We start from the raw sequence: 19,217 nt of genomic DNA, 5'->3' as shown, positions 1-19,217 counted from the left end.
CAAGCGGTATCATCACTACCGCGCAATCTCTTCAAGATAAGGACAACTCGGTGAATCGCAATATCCGCAGCTACGACGGCCACCGGCCGCAGATCGACGACTCCTGCTATATCGACCCGGCCGCGGTGGTGATCGGCGAGGTGACGCTGGCGGCCAATGTGTCGGTGTGGCCGTGCGCGGTGGTGCGTGGCGACGTGAATAGCATCAGCATCGGCGAAGGCAGCAATGTGCAGGATTTTGCCATGCTGCACGTGAGCCACCGCAAGGACAGCGACCCGCTGGGCGCACCGCTGGTGATCGGCCGCGATGTCACCATCGGCCACCACGTTACCCTGCACGGCTGCACTATCGGCAACGAGGTGCTGATCGGCATCGGCAGTATCATCCTAGACCGCGCGGTAATCGAAGACCGCGTGCTGATCGGCGCCGGCAGCCTGGTGCCGCCGGGCAAGCGGCTGGAATCCGGCTACCTGTACCTGGGCAACCCGGTGAAGCAGGTGCGGTCGCTCACCGACGGTGAGCTGGCCTACTTCAAGTACTCCGCCGAACACTATGTAAAGGTGATGGACAAGCACAAGGCCAGCCTGGCGGAGTAGGCGCCGCCGCGCGGTTGGGCAAATGCCGGGGCCCGCTCTATGCTGAATGGCAGGCCGCCGCCGGGCGGCACGCCATTCACCGCTAGGTTGGCCGCAGGCGCCAACCGACAACGCAAGGAGCATCCCATGGCAGGCTGGTTCGAACTGAGCAAGAGCACGGACGGGCAATTCCGCTTCGTGCTGAAGGCGGGCAACGCGCAGACCATTCTCAGCAGCGAGCTGTACAAATCGCTGGATGCGGCACAGAACGGCATCGCCTCGGTGCAGAAGAATGCGCCGGACGCCGCGCGCTACGACAGGAAAACCGCCAGCAACGGCAAGTTCTATTTCACGCTGAAGGCGGCCAACCACCAGGTGATCGGCAGCAGCCAGATGTATGAAGCGGAAGCCGGCCGCGACAACGGCATCGCCTCGGTGCAGAGCAACGGCCCCAGCGACACCATCAAGGACCTGACCTAAGCCGCGCCCGCCCCGGCGGCAAACGCCGCCGGGCAGCCCTCGTCCCCCGCCATTTCCCGCCCGCCGCGCCTCGCGCGTCATCCTGCTGTCACCTGCCTGTTCTAGCGTACCTAGCAGCGCCCGCGCACGCCGGACTTGCCATTGTCCTGGTCTACAACACGTCATGTATTTGTAATGTGCGCTGCCTACACTGCCCGCTCTCGATAAGGACATGCCGCTCATGACGCTCGTAAAACGGCTTTGGCTCACGGTTGCGCTCACCCTGGCCTGCCTGCTGGCGGTGGCGCTGAGCAGCGGCCAGCAATGGCTGGCGCTGCGCGGCGAATTCGCCGGCTACAGCCAGCAACAACAACGCTCCTCCGACCTGCAGACGCTGAAGGCCGAGGTGCTGTCGCTGGCGCGCGCCGACCCGCTGCTGCCGGAAACCGCGGCCAAGCTGGCGGCGGTGGATGCGCAGGTTGGCCGCCTGCTGCCGGCCATCGCCGCTGCGCTGCCGGCGGAGGAGGCGCAGTTGTTCCGCAACAACGCCGGCAAGCACTGGCAGGCATTCCGCCGCAACCTGCAATCGGCGCTGAAGATCGCCGAAAGCGCACCGCAGGATGCGCTGTCGATTCCGGAACAGGCCTACGGCATGAGCATCGTGCCGCTGGTGGCGCAGATCGACCAGAAACTGCAGGCCGACAGCCAGCAGCTGCAACAGGCGGCCAGCGACATGCGCCAGCGCATGCTGCAGCTGGGGCTGTGGCTGCTGGGGCCGCTGCTGCTGGCCAGCGTGCTGGTGGTGCTGTCGCAGGTGCTGCTGGCGCGACACCTGAAGCGGCAGATCGCCGCCATGCAGCTGGCCGCCGACCGCCTGGGCGACGGCGACCTGGCCGCGCGCCTGCCGCAGCAGGGCCAGGACGAGCTGTCGCAGGCCGCCGGCCACATCAACCGTTTTCTCGACAAGCTGGCCGGGCTGCTCAACAGCGTCAGCAGCAATGCCGCCAGCAGCGCGCACGAGGCGCACCAGGCGCTGGCGATGACCGGCAGCGTGATCGGCATCACCCGCCAGCAGGCCGAACAGAGCGAGCAGAGCCGGCTGTCGGCGCAGCGCATCGCCAGCACCTCCAGCGGCATCAACCGCCACATCGGCCAGGCGCTGGCCGACAGCGAGCAGGCCAATGCGCAGACCCAGCACGCGCAGCAGCTGGCCGGCGACACCGCGCTGACGCTGCAGGCGCTGTCGCAGCGCATCCGCGGCGCGGTGAACGAGACCGAGCAGCTGAAAACCTCGATCAGCGACATCGCGCAGATCAGCACGCTGATCCGCGAGGTGGCGGAGCAGACCAATCTGCTGGCGCTGAACGCCGCCATCGAGGCGGCACGCGCCGGCGAGCAGGGCCGCGGCTTCGCGGTGGTGGCCGACGAGGTGCGCAAGCTGTCGGAACGCACCGCCGACGCCACCGCGCGCATCTTCGACACCCTGCTGCGGGTGGAAAGCGCCACCGCCGCGCTGTCCGGCACCATGGACACCGCCCGCGCCGCCAGCGACCAGAGCACCAGCGCACAGGAGACACTGAGCCAGGCGCTGCAGGGCGTGGATGGCGCCATGGCCGCCATTCACCGCGTGCTGCAAAGCATTGCCGAGGCCAGCGGCGAGCAGAGCAACGCCAGCCACAGCATTCTGGATCACGGCCAGCAGGTATCGGCGCTGGCCAGCGACATCTTCAGCCGCATGCAGCAGCTGGCGCCGGCGATGGAGCAGCTCACCGATGCCTCGCAGCAGCTGAACCGCGACCTGGGCTGGTTCCGCACCGGCCCGGCGCCGGCAACGCCACTGGCGGCCTGAACGCCGCGGCAATGAAAAAAGGCTCCCCGCGGGGAGCCTTTTGCATGCGGCCAACGTTGGCCGCAAGGCCGTGGCTTACAGCACTGCCAGCGCGGCGTCGTAGTTCGGCTCGCTGCCGATCTCGGCCACCAGCTCGCTGTGCAGCACCTGGTCGTTCTCGTCCAGCACCACCACCGCACGCGCGGTGAGGCCGGCCAGCGGGCCGGAAGCCAGCTTCACGCCGTAGGCTTCGGCGAAGGCCGGGTTGCGGAAGGTGGACAGGTTGTCCACGCCTTCGATGCCTTCGGCGCCGCAGAAACGCTTCTGCGCGAACGGCAGGTCGGCGGAGATGCACAGCACGGCCACGCCGGCGCGGCTGGCGGCTTTTTCGTTGAACTTGCGTACCGAGGTGGCGCAGGTCGGGGTGTCGATGGACGGGAAGATGTTGAGGATCTTCTTCTTGCCGGCGAAGGCGGCCAGGCCGATATCGTTCAGATCGCCATTGGTGAGGCTGAAGGCCGGGGCCTGGCTGCCGACTGCCGGCAGGCTGCCGGCGACTTCTACTGGGTTACCGCGCAGGGTGACGCTAGCCATGGTGAATCCTTTGTCAGGTGAGGGGGAGATGTCGCAGTTTGGCGCATGGCGGCAGAAATTCAACCCCGAACACGGCAGGGGGATCAGCGCGCCGCCGCCGACAGCAAGCACGGCCGGCTGTCACCTGTCTTTTCGATCAAAACAACAAACCGATACATAAGGCAAACCCGCTTCACACGTAAAGTCGCGCCTCACCACAAACAGACCATCAAACAGATGGCATAAAAGCCGCCGCTGGCTACCCGCCGGTGGTGACAGAAAAGATCCAACACCGTGGAGATTTACGTGTCACATACCCCCCAACGCCATATCGGCCCGGTCGCGCTGATGCTCACCGGCCTCGGCTCCATCATCGGCTCCGGCTGGCTGTTCGGCGCCGCCCATGCCGCGCAGATCGCCGGCCCGGCCGCCATTTTCGCCTGGCTGATCGGCATGGTGATCATCCTCGCCATCGCCCTCACCTACGCCGAACTGGGCACCATGTTCCCCGAGACCGGCGGCATGGTGCGCTACGCCCGCTACTCGCACGGCTCGCTGCTGGGCTTTCTGGCCGGCTGGGCCAACTGGATCGCCATCGTGTCGGTGATTCCCATCGAGGCGGAAGCCTCGGTGCAATACATGAGTTCGTGGAGCTTCCCGTGGGCGCAGGCGTTGTACCGCAACGGCGAACTGAGCGGCACCGGCCTGCAGCTGGCCGCCGTGCTGGTACTGGTGTACTTCCTGCTCAACTACTGGAGCGCGAAGCTGTTCACCAAGGCCAACAGTGCCATTACCGTGTTCAAGGTGCTGGTGCCGGGCGCCACCATCGGCGCGCTGATCTACAGCGGCTTCGATGCCGGCAACCTCGGCGGCCACACCCCGGGCGGCTTTGCGCCCTACGGCTGGTCCAGCGTGATGACCGCGGTGGCCACCAGCGGCATCGTGTTCAGCTTCAACGGCTTCCAGAGCCCGATCAACATGGCCGGCGAAGCCATCAACCCGCGCCGCAGCATCCCGTTCGGCGTGGTGGGTTCCATCCTGATCGCCGCGGTGATCTACGTGCTGCTGCAGGTGTCCTTCCTCGGCGCGCTGCGCCCGGAAGACCTGGCGCACGGCTGGCACGGCCTGGACTTCAGCTCGCCGTTCGCGCAGCTGGCGATGGCACTGGGCCTGAACTGGCTGATGCTGACGCTGTACTTCGACGCCTTCATCAGCCCCAGCGGCACCGGTGCCGCCTACATGGCGTCCACTGCGCGCATGATCTACGCCATGCAGCGCAACGGCACCATGCCGAAGGTCTTCGGCCGCATGCACCCGCTGTACCACGTGCCGCGCCCGGCGATGTGGTTCAACCTGGCGGTGGCGTATGTGTTCCTGTTCTTCTTCCGTGGCTGGGGCACGCTGGCGGCGGTGATCTCGGTGGCAACCGTGATCTCCTACCTCACCGGCCCGATCAGCGTGGCCGCGCTGCGCCGCGCCGCGCCGGAGCTGCCGCGCCCGCTGAAGCTGACAGGCATGCCGCTGATCGCGCCGTTCGCCTTCGTCTGCGCCTCGCTGGTGCTGTACTGGGCGCGCTGGCCACTGACCGGCCAGATCATCTTCCTGATCATCGCCGCGCTGCCGGTGTACTTCTGGTACCAGCACCAGGCCGGCTGGCAGGGTTTTGGCCGCGAGGTGAAGGGTGCGCTGTGGATGGTGCTGTACCTGCCGGCGATGGCGCTGCTGTCCTGCATCGGCAGCAGCGAGTTCGGCGGCATGAACCTGCTGCCCTACGGCCCGGACATGGCGGTGGTGGCGCTGGTGGCGCTGGGCTTCTTCCACTGGGGCGCCCGCAGCGGCTGGCGTACCCGCTACCTGAGCCAGGAGCATGATGTGGAGGCGGTGCGCGCGTTGCACGCCGAAGACGACGCTACCGAGCTGCAACCGGCGCTGCAAACGCGCTAAAGCACACAGGCACCCGCGGGTGCCTGCCGTATTCAAGCCCGGCCTGTGCCGGGCTGTTTTTTTGGCTCAAGCCTCGTCCGGCAGGCTCAGCCCCAGTTCGGCCAGCACTTCGCGCGCGGCGCGGAACGCTTCCACCGCCGCCGGCGCGCCGGCGTACACCGCGCAGTGCAGCAGCGTCTCGCGGATTTCCACCAGGCTGGCGCCGTTGTTGATGGCGCCGCGCACATGGCCTTTCAGCTCGTGGCTGCGCCCCATTGCGGCCAACATGGCGCAGGTCAGCAGGCTGCGGGTCTTCAGATCGATGCCGCCGCGCTGCCAGGTGCTGCCCCAGGCGTGCTCGTTCAGCCAGTCCTGCAGCGGGCGCGAGAAGCCGTCCAGATTGCTCATCGCGCGGCTGGCGAAGGCTTCACCCATCACCTCGGTGCGGCGCGCCAGGCCGGCCTGTTTGTCCTGTTCGCTCATGCAGTGGCTCCGTCGGCAAGAATGTCGGCAAGCGCGCTCAGCAGCAGCTGGCATTCCGCCGCGGTACCGATGCTGATGCGCAGGAACTGCTCGATGCGCGGCTGCTGGAAGTGGCGCACGATGATATTGCGCTGGCGCAGGCATGCGGCCAACCTTGCCGCGTCGTGCGCCGGGTGGCGGGCAAACACGAAGTTGGCCGCCGACGGCAGCACGGCGAAACCCAGCGCCGCCAAGCCGGCCACCAGCGCCTCGCGGCTGGCGATCACCCGCTCGCGGCAGACCTGGAAGTAGGCGTCGTCCTCGAACGCCGCCTGGGCACCGGCCTGCGCCAGCCGGTCCAGCGGGTAGGAGTTGAAGCTGTTCTTCACCCGGGTGAGGCCGGCGATCAGCTCGGCATTGCCTACCGCCAGGCCGACGCGCAGCCCGGCCAGCGAACGCGACTTGCTCAGCGTCTGCACCACCAGCAGGTTCGGGTACTGCGCCACCAGCGGGATCATGCTGTCACCGCCGAAGTCGACATAGGCCTCGTCCACTACCACTACCGTGTCCGGGTGCTGCTGCAGCATGGCCTCGATCGCCGCGCGCGACAGCAGGCGGCCGGTGGGAGCGTTGGGGTTGGGGAAGATGATGCCGCCGCACGGCTGCTGGTAGCTCGCCGGGTCGATGGCGAAATCAGCATCCAGCGGCACAGTGCGGTAGGCGATGCCGTACAGCTTGCAGTACACCGGGTAGAAGCTGTAGCTGATGTCGGGGAACAGCAGCGGCGCCTCGTGCTGCAGCAGCGCCTGGAACACCAGCGCCAGCACTTCGTCCGAGCCGTTGCCGACGAACACCTGCTCGGCCGCTACGCCGTAGTAGCCGGCAATGCTGGCGCGCAGCGCGCTGGATTCCGGATCCGGGTACAACCGCAGGCTGTCGACGTTGGCCGCGGCAATCGCCGCCTGCACCCTGGGCGACGGCGGATAGGGGTTCTCGTTGGTGTTGAGCTTCACCAGCTGGCTGATGCGCGGCTGCTCGCCCGGCACATAGGGGGTGAGGTCGTGGACGACGGGACTCCAGAAACGGCTCATGCGCGTGCTCTTTCAGAAGGGGCGGATTGTGCAGTGCGGGTGGCCAGCAGCACCCCGCCGAGGATCAGCGTGATGCCGGCCAGATGGTAGCCGTGCAGCTGCTCGCCGAGGAACAGCATTGACAGCAGCGCGCCGAACATCGGCATCAGGTGGATGAACATGCCGGCACGGGCTGCCCCTACCCTGGCTACACCGAGATTGTAGAAATAGTAGGCCGCCACCGACGGCAGGGTGCCGACGTAGGCGAAGGTGGCCAGCGTGGCAGCGTTCAGCGGCGTGTGGCGGCCGGACAGCAGCTCGGCAGCGAAGAACGGCGCGATGCCGACTAGGCCAATGGCCACCTGCACGGTGAGCAGGCCGATGCGGTCCAGCCCGGCCGGCAGCGTGCGCAGCAGCAGGGTATACAGCGCCCAGGCCAGCATGGCGAGGAACAGCACCGCGTCGCCGCGGTTGATATCCAGTGCGGCCAACCTTTGCCAGTCGCCGTGCGCCACGATCAGCAGCACGCCGGCAAACGATACCGCCACCGCCAGCAGCTGGCGCGCGCTGCTGCGCATGCCGAAAAACAGCGCGCCCAGCAGCACGATCAGCAGCGGGATGAAAGAATTGAGCAACACGCCGTTGGTGGCGGCGGTGTACTGCAGCCCCCAGTACACCAGCGAGTTGAAACCGCTGACCCCCAGCAGCCCCAGGCACAGCAGCCGCCGCCAGTGCGGCAGCCACAGCTTGCGCTGCTGCCAGGCGGGTTTGAGACCAAACGGCAGCAGCAACAGCAGCGCGATGCTCCAGCGCGCGAACGACAGCGTCAGCGGCGCCACGCTGGCGTGCATGGCGCGCGCCAGCACGAAATTGCCGGACCAGAACAGCGCGGTCAGCATCAGCAACAGGTAAGCCAGGCGGGGGGATTGCGGGTTCATGCCAGCGACCATGCCACGAGCCGGCGCTGGCCGACAAGCGCCAGGCGGACAACACTCTGTTCCGCGCATAAAAAAACCGGGGCCATGGCCCCGGTTAACTCAGCACAGACAGCAATTGTTCAGACCGCCTGGGTCTGTGCCACCGCCTCGCCGTGGCGGCCACTGCGGTGCGCCACCAACTGCGGCGCCAGGGTGCCGATCAGCATGCCCAGCGCGCTCATCAGCAGGCCGGCCAGCTGCGGCGGCCAGAAGGCGGCGTCGGTGTAGCCGATTTCCAGCGCGATCCAGCTGCCGGCGCCCAGCAGCATCGCCAGCAGCGCGCCCTGGGTAGTGGCACGTTTCCAGAACAGGCCGGCGAACAGCGGCACCACCGCCGCCACCAGCGTCACCTTGTAGGCGTTGCCCACCATCTCGTAGATGCTGGCATCCGACAGCAGCGCAAAGGCGGTGGTGGACACCGCAGCCACCACGATGGACAGCCGCATCGCCTTGATGAACTGGCGGTCGCTCATCTTGGGCACGAAGTGCTTGAGGATGTTCTCGACGAAGGTCACCGACGGCGCCATCAGCGTGCCGGAGGCGGTGGACATAATGGCGGACAGCAGCGCGCCGAAGAACATGATCTGCGCGAACAGCGGCGTCTTGTCGAGGATCAGCCGCGGCAGCACCATCTGCGGATCGATGCCCAGCTGCTCGCTCACCATTTTCGGATCGATGAGGGAGGCGGCGCTGATCAGGAAGATCGGCAGCATGCAGAAGGTCAGGTACATGGCGCCGCCGAGGATGGAGCCTTTCATCGCCACGTCTTCGTTCTTGGCCGACATCACCCGCTGGTATACGTCCTGCTGCGGAATCGAACCCAGCATCATGGTGACCGCGGCGCCGATGAAGGCGACGATGCCTTTCGGGCTGGTATCGTGGATGAAGGTCAGCTTGTTCTCGCTGGCGGCCTTGGCCACCACCACGTCGAAGCCGCCGGCCATGCCGGACACCAGGTACACCAGGTAGATCAGGCCGCCGACGATCACCGACATCTGCAGGAAATCGGTAAACGCCACCGACAGCATGCCACCGCACAGGGTGTAGAACAGCACGATCACCGCGCCCAGCAGCGTGCCCTGGGTGGTGGTGATGGCGCCTTCGGACAGCACGTTGAACACCACGCCCAGCGCCGTCATCTGCGCGGCGATCCAGCCGAGGTAGGACAGGATGATCACCACGCTGATGATGCCCTCCACCGCCGTGCCATAACGTTTGCGGAAGAAGTCACCGATGGTGAGCAGGTTCATGCGGTACAGGCGCTTGGCCAGCAGCGCCCCCACGATCATCAGACAGCCGAAGGAGCCGAACGGGTCCTCGACGATGCCGGAGAAACCCTCCTGCAGGAAGGTGGACGGGATGCCCAGCACCGCCTCGGAGCCGAACCAGGTGGCGAACACCATGGCGGTCACCACCGGCAACGGCATGCTGCCGCCGGCGGAGGCGAAATCCTTGGCGCTGTGAACGCGGGTGGAGGCGTACAAACCGATCCCCACGGTAACTGCCAGATACAGTACGACAAACCAAACAAGCATTACTTCCGTCTCCTTGAATCCTGGGTAGCGTTGGTGGTGTTATGCGAGCGCCGCCGGCGTTCTGGGTGGCACCCGGTTTTTGTTGCGGGCCATTATAGCCAGCCGCCCCGGATTGCCGAGCATTTTTTTAAACACCAACAGCGGTCGCCGCACTCCACCCCGCGCCGCCGGCACCGCGCCCGCCGCCGCCGGCACCGCGCTGCCCTTCGTCATACAGCCTTATAAATAAAGGCTTGCACACATCCATTCTTGCCATGAAAAACCGCCCGGCAGCGCACTGCGCCGCCGGGCGGTGGGTGGGATATTCTGCCGCAAATACGCGTTCAGTTTTCGTCAATTATGTTAAACATTTGCCACACTTTCAGCCTGCCGCATTGCACAATCCGGCTTGCGCGGCGGCGGTGACGAAGCGACGCCGCTCGCCATCCCAGTGCACGGCAGCACAGGCCACCGCCGGATCGTGGGTGAAAAACAGCCGCCCGCCCTCCGCCGCCAGCCGTTGCAGCAGCGCCTGCTTTTCGTCGATCAGCAGCTCCGGGTGACGGTCGTAGCCCATGGTGATCGGCACGTGCACCCACGGCGCGCCCGGGATCAGATCGGCGGCAAACAGCACCGCACCGGTCGGCATCGGGATCTCCGCCAGCAGCATGCCCGGGGTGTGACCATGTGACACGGTAAAGCGCCAGTCCGGCGGCAGGCAGGCCGGCGGCTGTTCACCGTCCACCAGCACCAGCCGGCCGCTGTCCTGCAGCAGGCTAAGCAGCGCCGGGATGAACGACGCCTTGTCGCGCGGATGCGGCTGCAGCGCGCGCTGCCAGGCCTCGCGGCCAACCACGAACTGCGCGTTGGGAAACAGCAAGCGCGCCGGGCCGCCATCCCACGGCGCCAGCAGGCCGCCGACATGGTCGAAGTGCAGGTGCGACAGCACCACCACGTCGATGTCGGCATCGCTCAGCCCCTGGGCCACCAACTCGTCCAGCAGCACATGGTGTTCTTCCTGCACGCCGTAGCGGCTGCGCAGCTTGGGCTCGAAAAACACGCCGATGCCGGTTTCCAGCAGGATGCGGCGGCCATCCGCCTCGCGCACCAGCAGGCAGCGGCAGGCCAGCGCCACGCGATGCGCGTCGTCCGGCGGCAGCCAGCCCTCCCACATCGCGCGCGGCGCATTGCCGAACATGGCGCCGCCGTCGAGTTTCTGTGAATTGCCCAGTAATGAGGTCAGGGTACGCATGGCACAGCTCCGCAACAGGATGCGGCGATTGTCGAGCAAGTGCTTGATTTTGTCACCCGTCCCGGTGCACAGTCGGCAGCGGCAGCAACAACAAAGCCACCCGCAGGTGGCCTGATCGCACGTTGCCAACAGGGTTCAGTCGTCGGTCTTCAACACCTGCTGGCGGAAGTCTTTCAGCGCCATTTTCCACAGCTTAAAGGCACGCTCAAATGCGGCGGGGCTGATGCCCGGGTTCATCACCACGTCCATTTCCAGAATCGGATCGTTCACCTCATCCAGATAGGCCTTGCTGTAGTTCTTGCGCCGGTTCCAGTCGTTGATCTGCGCCTGGGTGATGTCATAGCCCTCCCAGCCGGCGCTGAACTGCACATCGCGGCATTTCTTACCATCCTCGCATTGCAGGAAGAAAATGCTGTAACCCATGCCGTCCATACGGCCCTTGATCTTCGGGTTGCCCTTTTCCGAGGTTCCCAGCTCCGCCGAACCGAAACCACGCGCCAGTTCATACAAGGCCTTGGGGTTGCCGGCATCCAGCAGCTTGTCTTCCGCCTGCGCCAGCGGCGCCAGTACCGCAAGGCAAGCCAGCGTGGTGAGTACGTATTTCATCATGGCGATCTCCCTGATTATTCATTATGCGAATCCGCTTAGTGTACTGGCTGGCCGCCAGAAACACAGCGGGTGCGGCCGGGACTATTGCGGCAGCACAAGCCCCAGCGCCGGAAACGACAACAGCCCGCCGAGGCGGGCTGTCTGCTTACTGGTACGGCTTACTTGCTGATCAGCTTTTCCACCTTGTCGGCACGGTCGCCCGGCGCCGGGTGGCTGGACATCAGGCTGCGTTCGTTGCCGTACAGTGCGGCCAACTTGCGCAGCGCGGACGGGGCGGCCTGCAGGCTGTAGCTATGACGCTTGAGGAAATCCACCGAGTAGCTATCGGAATCGCTTTCCTGCGATTGCGAGAACTGGGCATGCAGCACCTGCTCGGCGAAGTCGCCCAGCTCGGACTCGGACAGCGACGCGGCCACGGCATTACCGCTGCCGGCCGCCGCCTTGCGCGCGGCGGAGGAGGCGTAGGCGACCTGGATGGCTTTCTTGGTGTGGCCCAGCTTCACGTGGCCGATTTCATGGCCGATCACATAGCGCACTTCGTCGTCGGTCATCTTGTCCAGCAGGCCGCTGTACACGCGCACGGTGCCGTCGGCCATGGCGAAGGCGTTCACCTCCGGGTTCTGGTACACCTTGAAGTTCAGCTTCAGGCCGTCTTCGCTGTTCAGGCCCTGCACGATCTTGCTCAGGCGCTTGGCGTAGGCGCTGCCGGCCGGTGCCACCTTGTTCTGCTTGTCCATCACCTTGCTGGATTCGGCGGCCATCGCCTGCACTTCGCCATCGCTCAGGGTGGCGGATTTCACCAGGTCGGAACCGGCGCTGAGCAGGTTGTCCAGGCCGAAGGCATGCACCGGGCCAGCCAGGGCGGCGGACAGCGCGGCAACGAAAGCGAGCTTTTTCATGTTCATGTCATTGAAGGGTTGCGGAGGCGCGCATTGTAATCAGCCTGCCGCCGCAAGTCCATGACAACCAACTAAAAATTGCCGGCGCGCATGAAAAACCCCGACAAGCCGGGGTGCCTGTTCAGGATGCCGCTTCCACCCGGCGACGGGTCTGCAGGATGGGCGGCGCCCATACCTCGCCCGGCCGTTTCTTGCGCGTGGCCAGGGTCAGGCCGGAGGGCGCGAAGATATTGATGTTGTGGGTGTTGGGCGTGGTGATCAGGTACTGCGCCTCGGTGGCCTTGAGAAAGCCGGCCACGCGGTCGATGTTGAAGATGTCCAGGTGCGCGAACGGCTCGTCGATGAACACGAAGCCGGACGGGTTGGCCTCGTCCATCATCAGGCCGATCAAGAGGATCAGCGACTTCATCACCTGCTGGCCGCCGGAGGCCTCGCCGTCGTTCATGCCCATCAGGCCCTTCTGGTCGAAGTTGAACTTCAGCACCAGGCCGGCCTGCGCCAGCACGGTGTCGTCGTTGGACAGCTGCGGCAGTTCAACCTCCACGCCGATGCCGGCCAGCTCGCCCAGGCGTTTGACGTTGGCCGCATAGGCGCGCACGGTGGCGCGCAGCTTGCCGATATAGGCGTCGCGCGCGTCGTGGGTCAGTGCCGCGGCGCGCTCCACTTCGGCCTGGCGGCGCTGGCAGTCGCGGGTGAGGCTGGCTAGGTCTTCCTGCAGCTTGTCCTTCAGCTGCAGCACGGCGTCGTCGGTTTCCCAGTCGCCGCTGGCGAGCTTTTCTTCCAGGTAGTGGATCTCGTGGCGCACGTCGGCGGCGGATTCGAACTCGTCGGCCAGCTGCGCCACGTAGGCATCGTCCTGCGCGGCGGCCGGCAGGTGGGCGCGGCATTCGCGCAGCTCGGCCATGCCACGGCGCAGGCTGCGGCGCGCCTGCTCCACTTCGCTGCGCGCGGCGGCCAGCTTGTTCATGCCGTCCTGCTCGCGCTGGCAGACGCGGTCGTGCGCCAGACGGGCATCGCTGAAGCGCTGCTCGGCGGCGTCGCGCTCGGCCTGGCTTGCGGCCAACCTTTCACCGGCCTCGGTCACCGCCTGTTTCAGCGATTCGGCCTGCGCCGCCAGCGCGGCAAATTCCTCGGCGCGGCTGTCCAGCAGGCGGATGGCGTCCATGCCCGACAGGTAGTCGGCCAGCTGAGCCGCCTCGCGGCTGGCGGCCACCAGTTGTTCCTCGTCGCGCAGCACGCGCACGTTCAGCGACTTCAGTTCGTCGCGCAGACCCAGGAGCCGCGCCTGGCGTGCGGCTTCGCCAAAGGCGTAGTCGTAGGCCGGCACGCCGATGTGGCGCGCACCGCGGCGTTCGCGGAAGTAGCCTTCCGGGGTGATCCAGTCGCCGTCCTGCTGCGCGCCTTCCTTCACGTCGGCCACGCGGCTGACGCGGTTGAGCTGCGAGTGCAGCCACTCCGGGGCGTTGGCCGCAAAGCGCACTACTTCCAGCAGGCTGCCGCTGCGCGCACGCGGCGCGGCAGCGGTGTCCGGCACCACGAAGTGGCGGTAGCGCAACTTCTCGCCCAGCTGCCAGGCAGCGCGGCGGTCAGCGGGGTTGTCCAGCAGCACCACCTGGCGGTAGGGCTTGAGCAGCGCTTCCACCGCGCCCTGCCAGCGGCTGTCGGTAACTTCCACGATGTCGGCCAGCATGCTGTGGCCGATGCCGGCGTCGTCCAGCTCGGCGCGGAAGGCGCGCACGTCTTCCGGTGCGCGCGGCTTGCCGCCTTCCAGCGCCGACAGTTCGCCCATCAGGCCGTCGCGCTGCAGCTTGTGCGCCTTCAGTTCATCCTTGAGCTTGTCGATGTTGTCGCGCAGGCCGGCCAGCTTGTGCGACAGCGCCATGGCGTCCTCGCCGTACTCGCGGCTGGACAGCGCCTGCAGGCGGTCGCGCTCCTTGAGCTGGCTAGCGACGTCGCGCTCGGCGTCGCGCGCCTGCATGAAGGCGCCCTGCGCCTCGACGCGCACCGTCTCGGCGGCATCGCGCGCCGCCTTTGCGGCGCTCTCGGCCTCGCGCAACGTGGTCACCAGCGCCAGCGTGTCGCGGCGCTGGCGCAGCATGTCGTGGAAGCCGTGCTGGGCGCGGCGGTAGTCCTGCCAGCCCTTGCCCACGCCGACGCGGCCATCCAGCAGGCCCAGCACCGGCAGCGCCTCGTCGCGCAGCCTTGCGGCGCGCTTCTGGATGCCCTGCCATTCCAGGTAGCGGCCAGCACGGCTCTTCATCGCCTCGACGCGGGTATCCAGCGCCTCCTGCTGGCGCACCAGCGCCACCAGTTCGGCCTCGGCGGCCTTCTGTTCATCGCGGGCGCGCTGGTAGTTGGCCAGTACGTCCTTGTCGCCAAAGACCTGGAACACCAGATCCAGCAGCTGGCGCGGGCTGTATTCGGTGAGCTTGTCGGTATCGCCCTGCTCCAGCGCCAGCACCTCGCCCACCGCCGCAGTCAGGCCGGCCGCTTCCAGCCGGCGCTTGTATTCGTTCACCCCCAGCCACTGCAGCGCCTCGTCGGCCAGCGCCACGTCCAGCGCCACGTCGCCTTCGGCGATGGCGTAGTGGCGCACCCAGTCGCCGCCCTGCTTCTTGATGCGGCACAGCAGGGTGACCTGCTCGCTGGTGAGCGGGAAGAACGGCGTGGGATACAGCCCGGACAGCCGGCGCGGGTTGTCCACCACGCCGCGCAGGTAGGCGAAGGGCTCGCGGTTGTTGCGCACGTAGCGCTTGTAGTCGCGCTTGCCGGAGCACTTGATGGCCAGCAGAGTGCGCAGCGCGTCCAGCAGCGTGGTCTTGCCGGAGCCGTTGGGGCCGATGATGGTGACGATCTGCGCGTCCAGCGGCACGGACAGGCGCTGCCAGAAGTCCCAGTGCACCATTTCGATAGATTGCATCTGGAACATCAGGCGTCCTCTCCGGTGTGTTGCTCGGTATGTGCTTCGGCTTGCGGCGCGGCTTCGGCGGCATCTGCTGCGGCCAACGTTGCCGCGTCCAGCACCTGTGACAGCTGGCTGCGGCGGCCCAGCACCTCGGCCAGCGCGCCTTCGATGATGCGCGGTGCAAGCGCGCTGTAGTCGATCATCAGGTCCAGCATCGGGCCTTCCACCAGCCAGCGGTTACGCCGCTGCAGAAAGCCCAGGTTCACCAGCCGGCCCAGGTTGGCGTTGAAGCGGGTACGGCCGCCCAGCTGCTTGCCGAAGTCGGCGTACAGCGCGTCCTCGGAGATGCCTACCGACACGCTGTCGCCAGTGGGCAGCGGTTTCTGCTCGCCGAACATGTCGCTCTGGTTCTCGCGCCCGGCTTCCACCCGCGCCAGCTGCCGCTCGCGCTTGGGCAGGATGATCAGCGCCCACACGATCACCAGCAGCGCTACGCCGTCGCGCGGCAGGCCGAGGTTGTTGTTGAGCCAGGCTTCGCCGCTGCCGAATACCGGCTCGGTCATTGCCGGCAGCAGGGCCACGGCGATGTGTTCGGCGTAGGGGTTCTCCAGCAGCTGCAGGCCGACGGCAGCCAGCTGCTGATCCAGGTCGTGGCGGAAGTTTTCATCCAGCAGTGCGCGGCGCGCCAGCGGGTCGGTGCGCGGCAGCACGCGGTGCGCCAGCAGGCGCGCGGTAAGTGTGGCTACGGCTTGGTCCATTATCCGGCCTTGTTGGCCAGAAGCCGCGCATCCGACAGGGTGGCGACTTCCGGGTGATCGAGATGAAGAATGTCGTCGCCGCCCGCCAGCTGGTAGGGCAGCCGTGCCAGCGCGGCAACCACGCTGGCGTCATTGCTGGTTTCCGGGTCGCCCAGCAGCGACAGCAGCGACAGGCGGTAGGCGGTTTCGTTGTAGCTGTCGGCCAGTACCGCGCTGGAGATGTGGAAACCGTCGTTGTCCGGCCCCAGCTGCAGCCCCATTTCCAGCAGGCTGTCGTACAGCGTTTCCGCTTCCAAGAGGCGCTCCACTTCCGGCGCATCGGCGGCCTCGGCACTGGCGGCCTGCGGCAGGGTGCTGTCCTCGGCGCGGGCGCGCTCGCGGCCCAAGAGCTCGAACTCGGCTACATCGCCCAGCTCCGGCGTGGACAGGAAGGCCGGCTCCACCCCCAGCGCCAGCGGCCCGCTGGCCTGGCTGGCCAGCCAGGCACTGCCCTGGCGGCGCAGGAAGTCGGCGATGTCGGTGGAGGTAAGGCCGGAGTTGCCCAGGTGCACGCGCTGTGCGGCCAACTGTGCCAGCCGGCGCTCGAAGGTACCGGCCAGCGCCAGCATGCGGCTCTGCGCCAGCGCGATGGCCTGCGCCTGGGTAAGCGTGGTCAGCGTCAGACTCTCGTCCTGGGTGAGGCTGCGCACCACGTCGGTGGATTTCTGCACCCAGCGCCACACCGATTCCAGCCGGTGCTGCGCGGCGCGGATGCGGAATTCCGATTGCGACTCCAGCGCGTCGGCGAATTCGTCGTGCAGCTCGGTGAGGCGCGCCAGCAGGTGCTGCATCGCCTCCTCCGACACCTGCCCCACCGCCTGGCCGGCGGCCACCTGGCTGGTGAGGTAGCCCAGTTCCACGTCGTCGCCGGCGAAATCCAGCAGCGTCGCCAGTGCCGACAGCGCCACGCGGGCGCCTTCGCTCAGGGCGTAGCGGCCGCTGTCGCTGTCGTAGACCAGCAGATCGCCCTCGCGCAGGCGGCCGAGGATGGTGTTCAGCTTGGTATCGTTGAGGTAGGCGAAGCGCTGCGCGATTTCCTGCGGCGTCCAGTACGGCGCATCGGCGCGGCCGCCCAGCTCGCGCAGCACCAAGAGGCGCATCAGCACCTCCTCCTCGCCACCGCGGAACAGGGTGACGAACACCGCCAGGTACGGCCAGGCGGCCGTCAGCTTGTTCAGCTGTGGCAGCGTGTCCGGCGCGATGTCGGGGCGGAAGAATTCGGCTAGGGAGTTCAAAAGCAAACAATCCGGTCTGCAAAGACCGGATTGTCTGGTTTGCAGCGCTGGCTAGTCAATGACATGGCCACACGCGGCGCGGGGTTGGCCGCAGCGCCTGCGGCCAACCTTGGGCTTACTCCGCAGTCGGGGCGGCGTCGTCGCTGGCAATCACCGGCTGGATCACCGCGGCGGCGGCCTTGGCCAGCTTGAGTGCGCGTTCGGCTTCTTCCGCTTCCTGGCGCGCCTTGCGCGCGGCTTCGCGCAGCACCTTGATGTATTCGTTCATGGCGAATACCAGGTCGCGGGTGCCTTCGCCGGTGAGGCCGGAGATCACGAAGTAGCGCGGCGCGTTCATGTCGAAGCCGAAACGGTCGTCCGGCTTGGCCTGCGGCCAGTCGTAGGCGTCGAGGAAGGCCTGCACCTTCTCTGCGCGCTCGGTCTCGTCCAGCATGTCGACCTTGTTCAGCACCAGCCAGCGCGGCTTGTTGTGCAGCTCTTCGTCGTACTTCTTCAGTTCCTCGACGATGGCGCGCGCTTCCTGCACCGGGTCGGTATCCGGGTCGAACGGCGCCAGGTCCACCAGGTGCAGCAGGATGCCGGTGCGCTGCAGGTGCTTGAGGAAGCGGTGGCCGAGGCCGGCGCCTTCCGCCGCGCCTTCGATCAGGCCGGGAATGTCGGCGATCACGAAGCTGGAGGTGTCGTCCATGCGCACCACGCCCAGGTTGGGGTGCAGGGTGGTGAACGGGTAGTCGGCCACTTTCGGCTTGGCGGCGGATACCGCGCGGATGAAGGTGGACTTGCCGGCGTTGGGCATGCCCAAGAGGCCGACGTCGGCCAGCACTTTCAGCTCCAGGCGCAGGTTGCGGATGTCGCCTTCCTCGCCGCGGGTGAACTGGCGCGGGGCGCGGTTCACCGAGCTCTTGAAGTGGATGTTGCCCATGCCGCCGCGGCCGCCCTTGGCCAGCACCACTTCCTGGCCGTTGAAGGTCAGGTCGGCCAGCACTTCCTCGCTGTCGATGTCGATGATCTGGGTACCCACCGGCATGCGCAGGTAGATGTCGTCCGAGCCCTTGCCGTAGCAGTCGGCACCGCGGCCGTTCTCGCCGTGGCCGCCCAGGTACTTCTTCACGAAGCGGTATTCCACCAGGGTGTTGATGTTTTCGTCGGCAATGGCGATCACGCTGCCGCCACGGCCGCCGTCACCGCCGTCCGGGCCGCCGCGCGGCACGAATTTCTCGCGGCGGAAGCTGGCGCAACCGTTACCGCCCTTGCCGCCGCGCACTTCGATGCGGGCTTCGTCGATGAATTTCATTGGGTACTTCCTCCAAACTTGCCGAGGAGTCAGGCGCAAACGGCCGCAACGTTGGCCGCAGCCGCTTGCGCCTCACGCCTCGCGTGATGACTCATTGCGGAAACAATTGTGCGAAACAAAAAAGCCCTATCGCAGGATAGGGCTTTCTGTCTGGGACGCGAGATTACTCAGCGTCTACACCGGTGTACGGTACCACGGTAACGGTCTTGCGGTTGAATGCGCCTTTAACAGCGAATGCAACGTAGCCATCTACCTTGGCGAACAGGGTGTGATCTTTGCCCATGCCAACGTTTTCACCAGCGTGGAATTTGGTGCCGCGCTGACGAACGATGATGGAACCTGCCGGGATCAGCTCGCCGCCGTAGGCTTTCACGCCCAGGCGTTTGGCTTCGGAATCACGGCCGTTGCGGGAGCTACCGCCTGCTTTCTTGTGTGCCATGTCTGTTTATCCTTACTTGGAAATCGCGTCGATACGGATTTCGGTGTAGTTCTGACGGTGACCTTGATGTTTCTGGTAGTGCTTACGGCGACGCATCTTGAAGATACGTACCTTCTCGCCACGACCGTGGGAAACAACGGTAGCCTGCACTTTAGCGCCGGATACCAGCGGGGCACCTACGGAAACCTGATCACCGTCCACAACCATCAGCACTTCTTCCAGTACGATTTGGCTGTCGATGTCTGCAGGTATCTGTTCTACTTTGAGTTTTTCGCCAACGGCAACTTTGTACTGTTTGCCGCCAGTTTTTACGACCGCATACATTCGTATAGCTCCTAAATGTTCTTTCCCTGGCGCCAGGTGCGCAAGGAACACGCGACTATACGCAAGTCTCTGAATGTCGTCA

The 19,217-nt window shown here is 66.2% G+C and carries 18 protein-coding genes; 4 read left to right on the top strand and 14 right to left on the bottom strand.

The genetic code is table 11. From position 1 onward, the window contains the following. Positions 1-50: 50 nt before the first annotated feature. The 3 genes from ACFOLG_RS06115 to ACFOLG_RS06105 all read left to right on the top strand — a co-directional run bounded on the left by ACFOLG_RS06115 (position 51) and on the right by ACFOLG_RS06105 (position 2,883). Positions 51-596: a gamma carbonic anhydrase family protein gene (locus ACFOLG_RS06115; RefSeq protein WP_386089624.1), complete on the top strand. Its 546-nt coding sequence runs from the start codon at positions 51-53 to the stop codon at positions 594-596. 126 nt (positions 597-722) lie between these two features. Continuing rightward, positions 723-1,055 carry a YegP family protein gene (locus ACFOLG_RS06110; protein WP_386089622.1) on the top strand — a complete coding sequence of 111 codons (333 nt, stop codon included), beginning with the start codon at positions 723-725 and terminating at the stop codon, positions 1,053-1,055. 220 nt (positions 1,056-1,275) lie between these two features. Beyond that, positions 1,276-2,883, top strand: coding sequence for a methyl-accepting chemotaxis protein (locus ACFOLG_RS06105; RefSeq protein ID WP_386089620.1), 1,608 nt, complete (start codon positions 1,276-1,278; stop codon positions 2,881-2,883). Positions 2,884-2,958: 75 nt separating this feature from the next. On the opposite strand, the gene tpx is transcribed toward ACFOLG_RS06105, so the two are convergent. Further along, positions 2,959-3,456, bottom strand: coding sequence for a thiol peroxidase (gene tpx, locus ACFOLG_RS06100; RefSeq protein WP_349583887.1), 498 nt, complete (start codon positions 3,454-3,456; stop codon positions 2,959-2,961). Positions 3,457-3,741: 285 nt separating this feature from the next. On the opposite strand from tpx, the gene ACFOLG_RS06095 reads away from it, so the two are divergent. Next, entirely contained in the window at positions 3,742-5,379 is a 1,638-nt protein-coding gene (locus ACFOLG_RS06095; RefSeq protein ID WP_386089617.1) for an APC family permease, read from the top strand. A 66-nt stretch (positions 5,380-5,445) separates the two neighbouring features. Here the strand turns inward: ACFOLG_RS06095 and ACFOLG_RS06090 are convergent, their stop codons facing one another. The 13 genes from ACFOLG_RS06090 to rplU all read right to left on the bottom strand — a co-directional run bounded on the left by ACFOLG_RS06090 (position 5,446) and on the right by rplU (position 19,135). Beyond that, a complete protein-coding gene (locus tag ACFOLG_RS06090) occupies positions 5,446-5,841 on the bottom strand; it encodes a carboxymuconolactone decarboxylase family protein (RefSeq protein WP_386089614.1) in 396 nt (131 codons plus the stop codon). Then, positions 5,838-6,911: a histidinol-phosphate transaminase gene (gene hisC / locus ACFOLG_RS06085; RefSeq protein WP_386089612.1), complete on the bottom strand. Its 1,074-nt coding sequence runs from the start codon at positions 6,909-6,911 to the stop codon at positions 5,838-5,840. The genes ACFOLG_RS06090 and hisC overlap by 4 nt, the downstream gene beginning before the upstream one ends. Continuing rightward, positions 6,908-7,828, bottom strand: coding sequence for a DMT family transporter (locus tag ACFOLG_RS06080; protein ID WP_386089610.1), 921 nt, complete (start codon positions 7,826-7,828; stop codon positions 6,908-6,910). Before ACFOLG_RS06080 ends, hisC begins: the two co-directional genes overlap by 4 nt. Before the next feature lie 119 nt (positions 7,829-7,947). Beyond that, a complete protein-coding gene (locus ACFOLG_RS06075; protein WP_386089608.1) occupies positions 7,948-9,402 on the bottom strand; it encodes a sodium:solute symporter family protein in 1,455 nt (484 codons plus the stop codon). A gap of 361 nt (positions 9,403-9,763) precedes the next feature. After that, positions 9,764-10,633: an MBL fold metallo-hydrolase gene (locus ACFOLG_RS06070; protein WP_386089605.1), complete on the bottom strand. Its 870-nt coding sequence runs from the start codon at positions 10,631-10,633 to the stop codon at positions 9,764-9,766. 135 nt (positions 10,634-10,768) lie between these two features. Beyond that, the gene (locus tag ACFOLG_RS06065; protein ID WP_386089603.1) at positions 10,769-11,242 is read right to left on the bottom strand and encodes a YbjN domain-containing protein; all 474 of its coding nucleotides are present in this window, start codon (positions 11,240-11,242) and stop codon (positions 10,769-10,771) included. 158 nt (positions 11,243-11,400) lie between these two features. Beyond that, positions 11,401-12,141 carry a M48 family metalloprotease gene (locus ACFOLG_RS06060; protein ID WP_386089600.1) on the bottom strand — a complete coding sequence of 247 codons (741 nt, stop codon included), beginning with the start codon at positions 12,139-12,141 and terminating at the stop codon, positions 11,401-11,403. 121 nt (positions 12,142-12,262) lie between these two features. Beyond that, entirely contained in the window at positions 12,263-15,070 is a 2,808-nt protein-coding gene (locus ACFOLG_RS06055; protein ID WP_386089597.1) for an AAA family ATPase, read from the bottom strand. Next, positions 15,070-15,804: a hypothetical protein gene (locus ACFOLG_RS06050; RefSeq protein ID WP_386089595.1), complete on the bottom strand. Its 735-nt coding sequence runs from the start codon at positions 15,802-15,804 to the stop codon at positions 15,070-15,072. The genes ACFOLG_RS06055 and ACFOLG_RS06050 overlap by 1 nt, the downstream gene beginning before the upstream one ends. Further along, positions 15,804-17,078, bottom strand: coding sequence for a hypothetical protein (locus tag ACFOLG_RS06045; RefSeq protein WP_231895330.1), 1,275 nt, complete (start codon positions 17,076-17,078; stop codon positions 15,804-15,806). The genes ACFOLG_RS06050 and ACFOLG_RS06045 overlap by 1 nt, the downstream gene beginning before the upstream one ends. Before the next feature lie 115 nt (positions 17,079-17,193). Next, positions 17,194-18,372: a GTPase ObgE gene (obgE, locus tag ACFOLG_RS06040; RefSeq protein ID WP_386089592.1), complete on the bottom strand. Its 1,179-nt coding sequence runs from the start codon at positions 18,370-18,372 to the stop codon at positions 17,194-17,196. A 163-nt stretch (positions 18,373-18,535) separates the two neighbouring features. After that, positions 18,536-18,811: a 50S ribosomal protein L27 gene (rpmA, locus tag ACFOLG_RS06035; protein ID WP_088966257.1), complete on the bottom strand. Its 276-nt coding sequence runs from the start codon at positions 18,809-18,811 to the stop codon at positions 18,536-18,538. Between the two features lie 12 nt (positions 18,812-18,823). Next, positions 18,824-19,135 carry a 50S ribosomal protein L21 gene (rplU, locus tag ACFOLG_RS06030; RefSeq protein ID WP_174874793.1) on the bottom strand — a complete coding sequence of 104 codons (312 nt, stop codon included), beginning with the start codon at positions 19,133-19,135 and terminating at the stop codon, positions 18,824-18,826. Positions 19,136-19,217 lie beyond the last annotated feature (82 nt).

The sequence above is a fragment of the Vogesella facilis genome (assembly GCF_042648525.1).
In the GTDB taxonomy this organism is placed as follows: Bacteria; Pseudomonadota; Gammaproteobacteria; order Burkholderiales; family Chromobacteriaceae; genus Vogesella; species Vogesella facilis.
The sequence above is the reverse complement of the archived record's forward strand: the minus strand, read 5'-3'. Positions and strand labels throughout refer to the sequence as shown.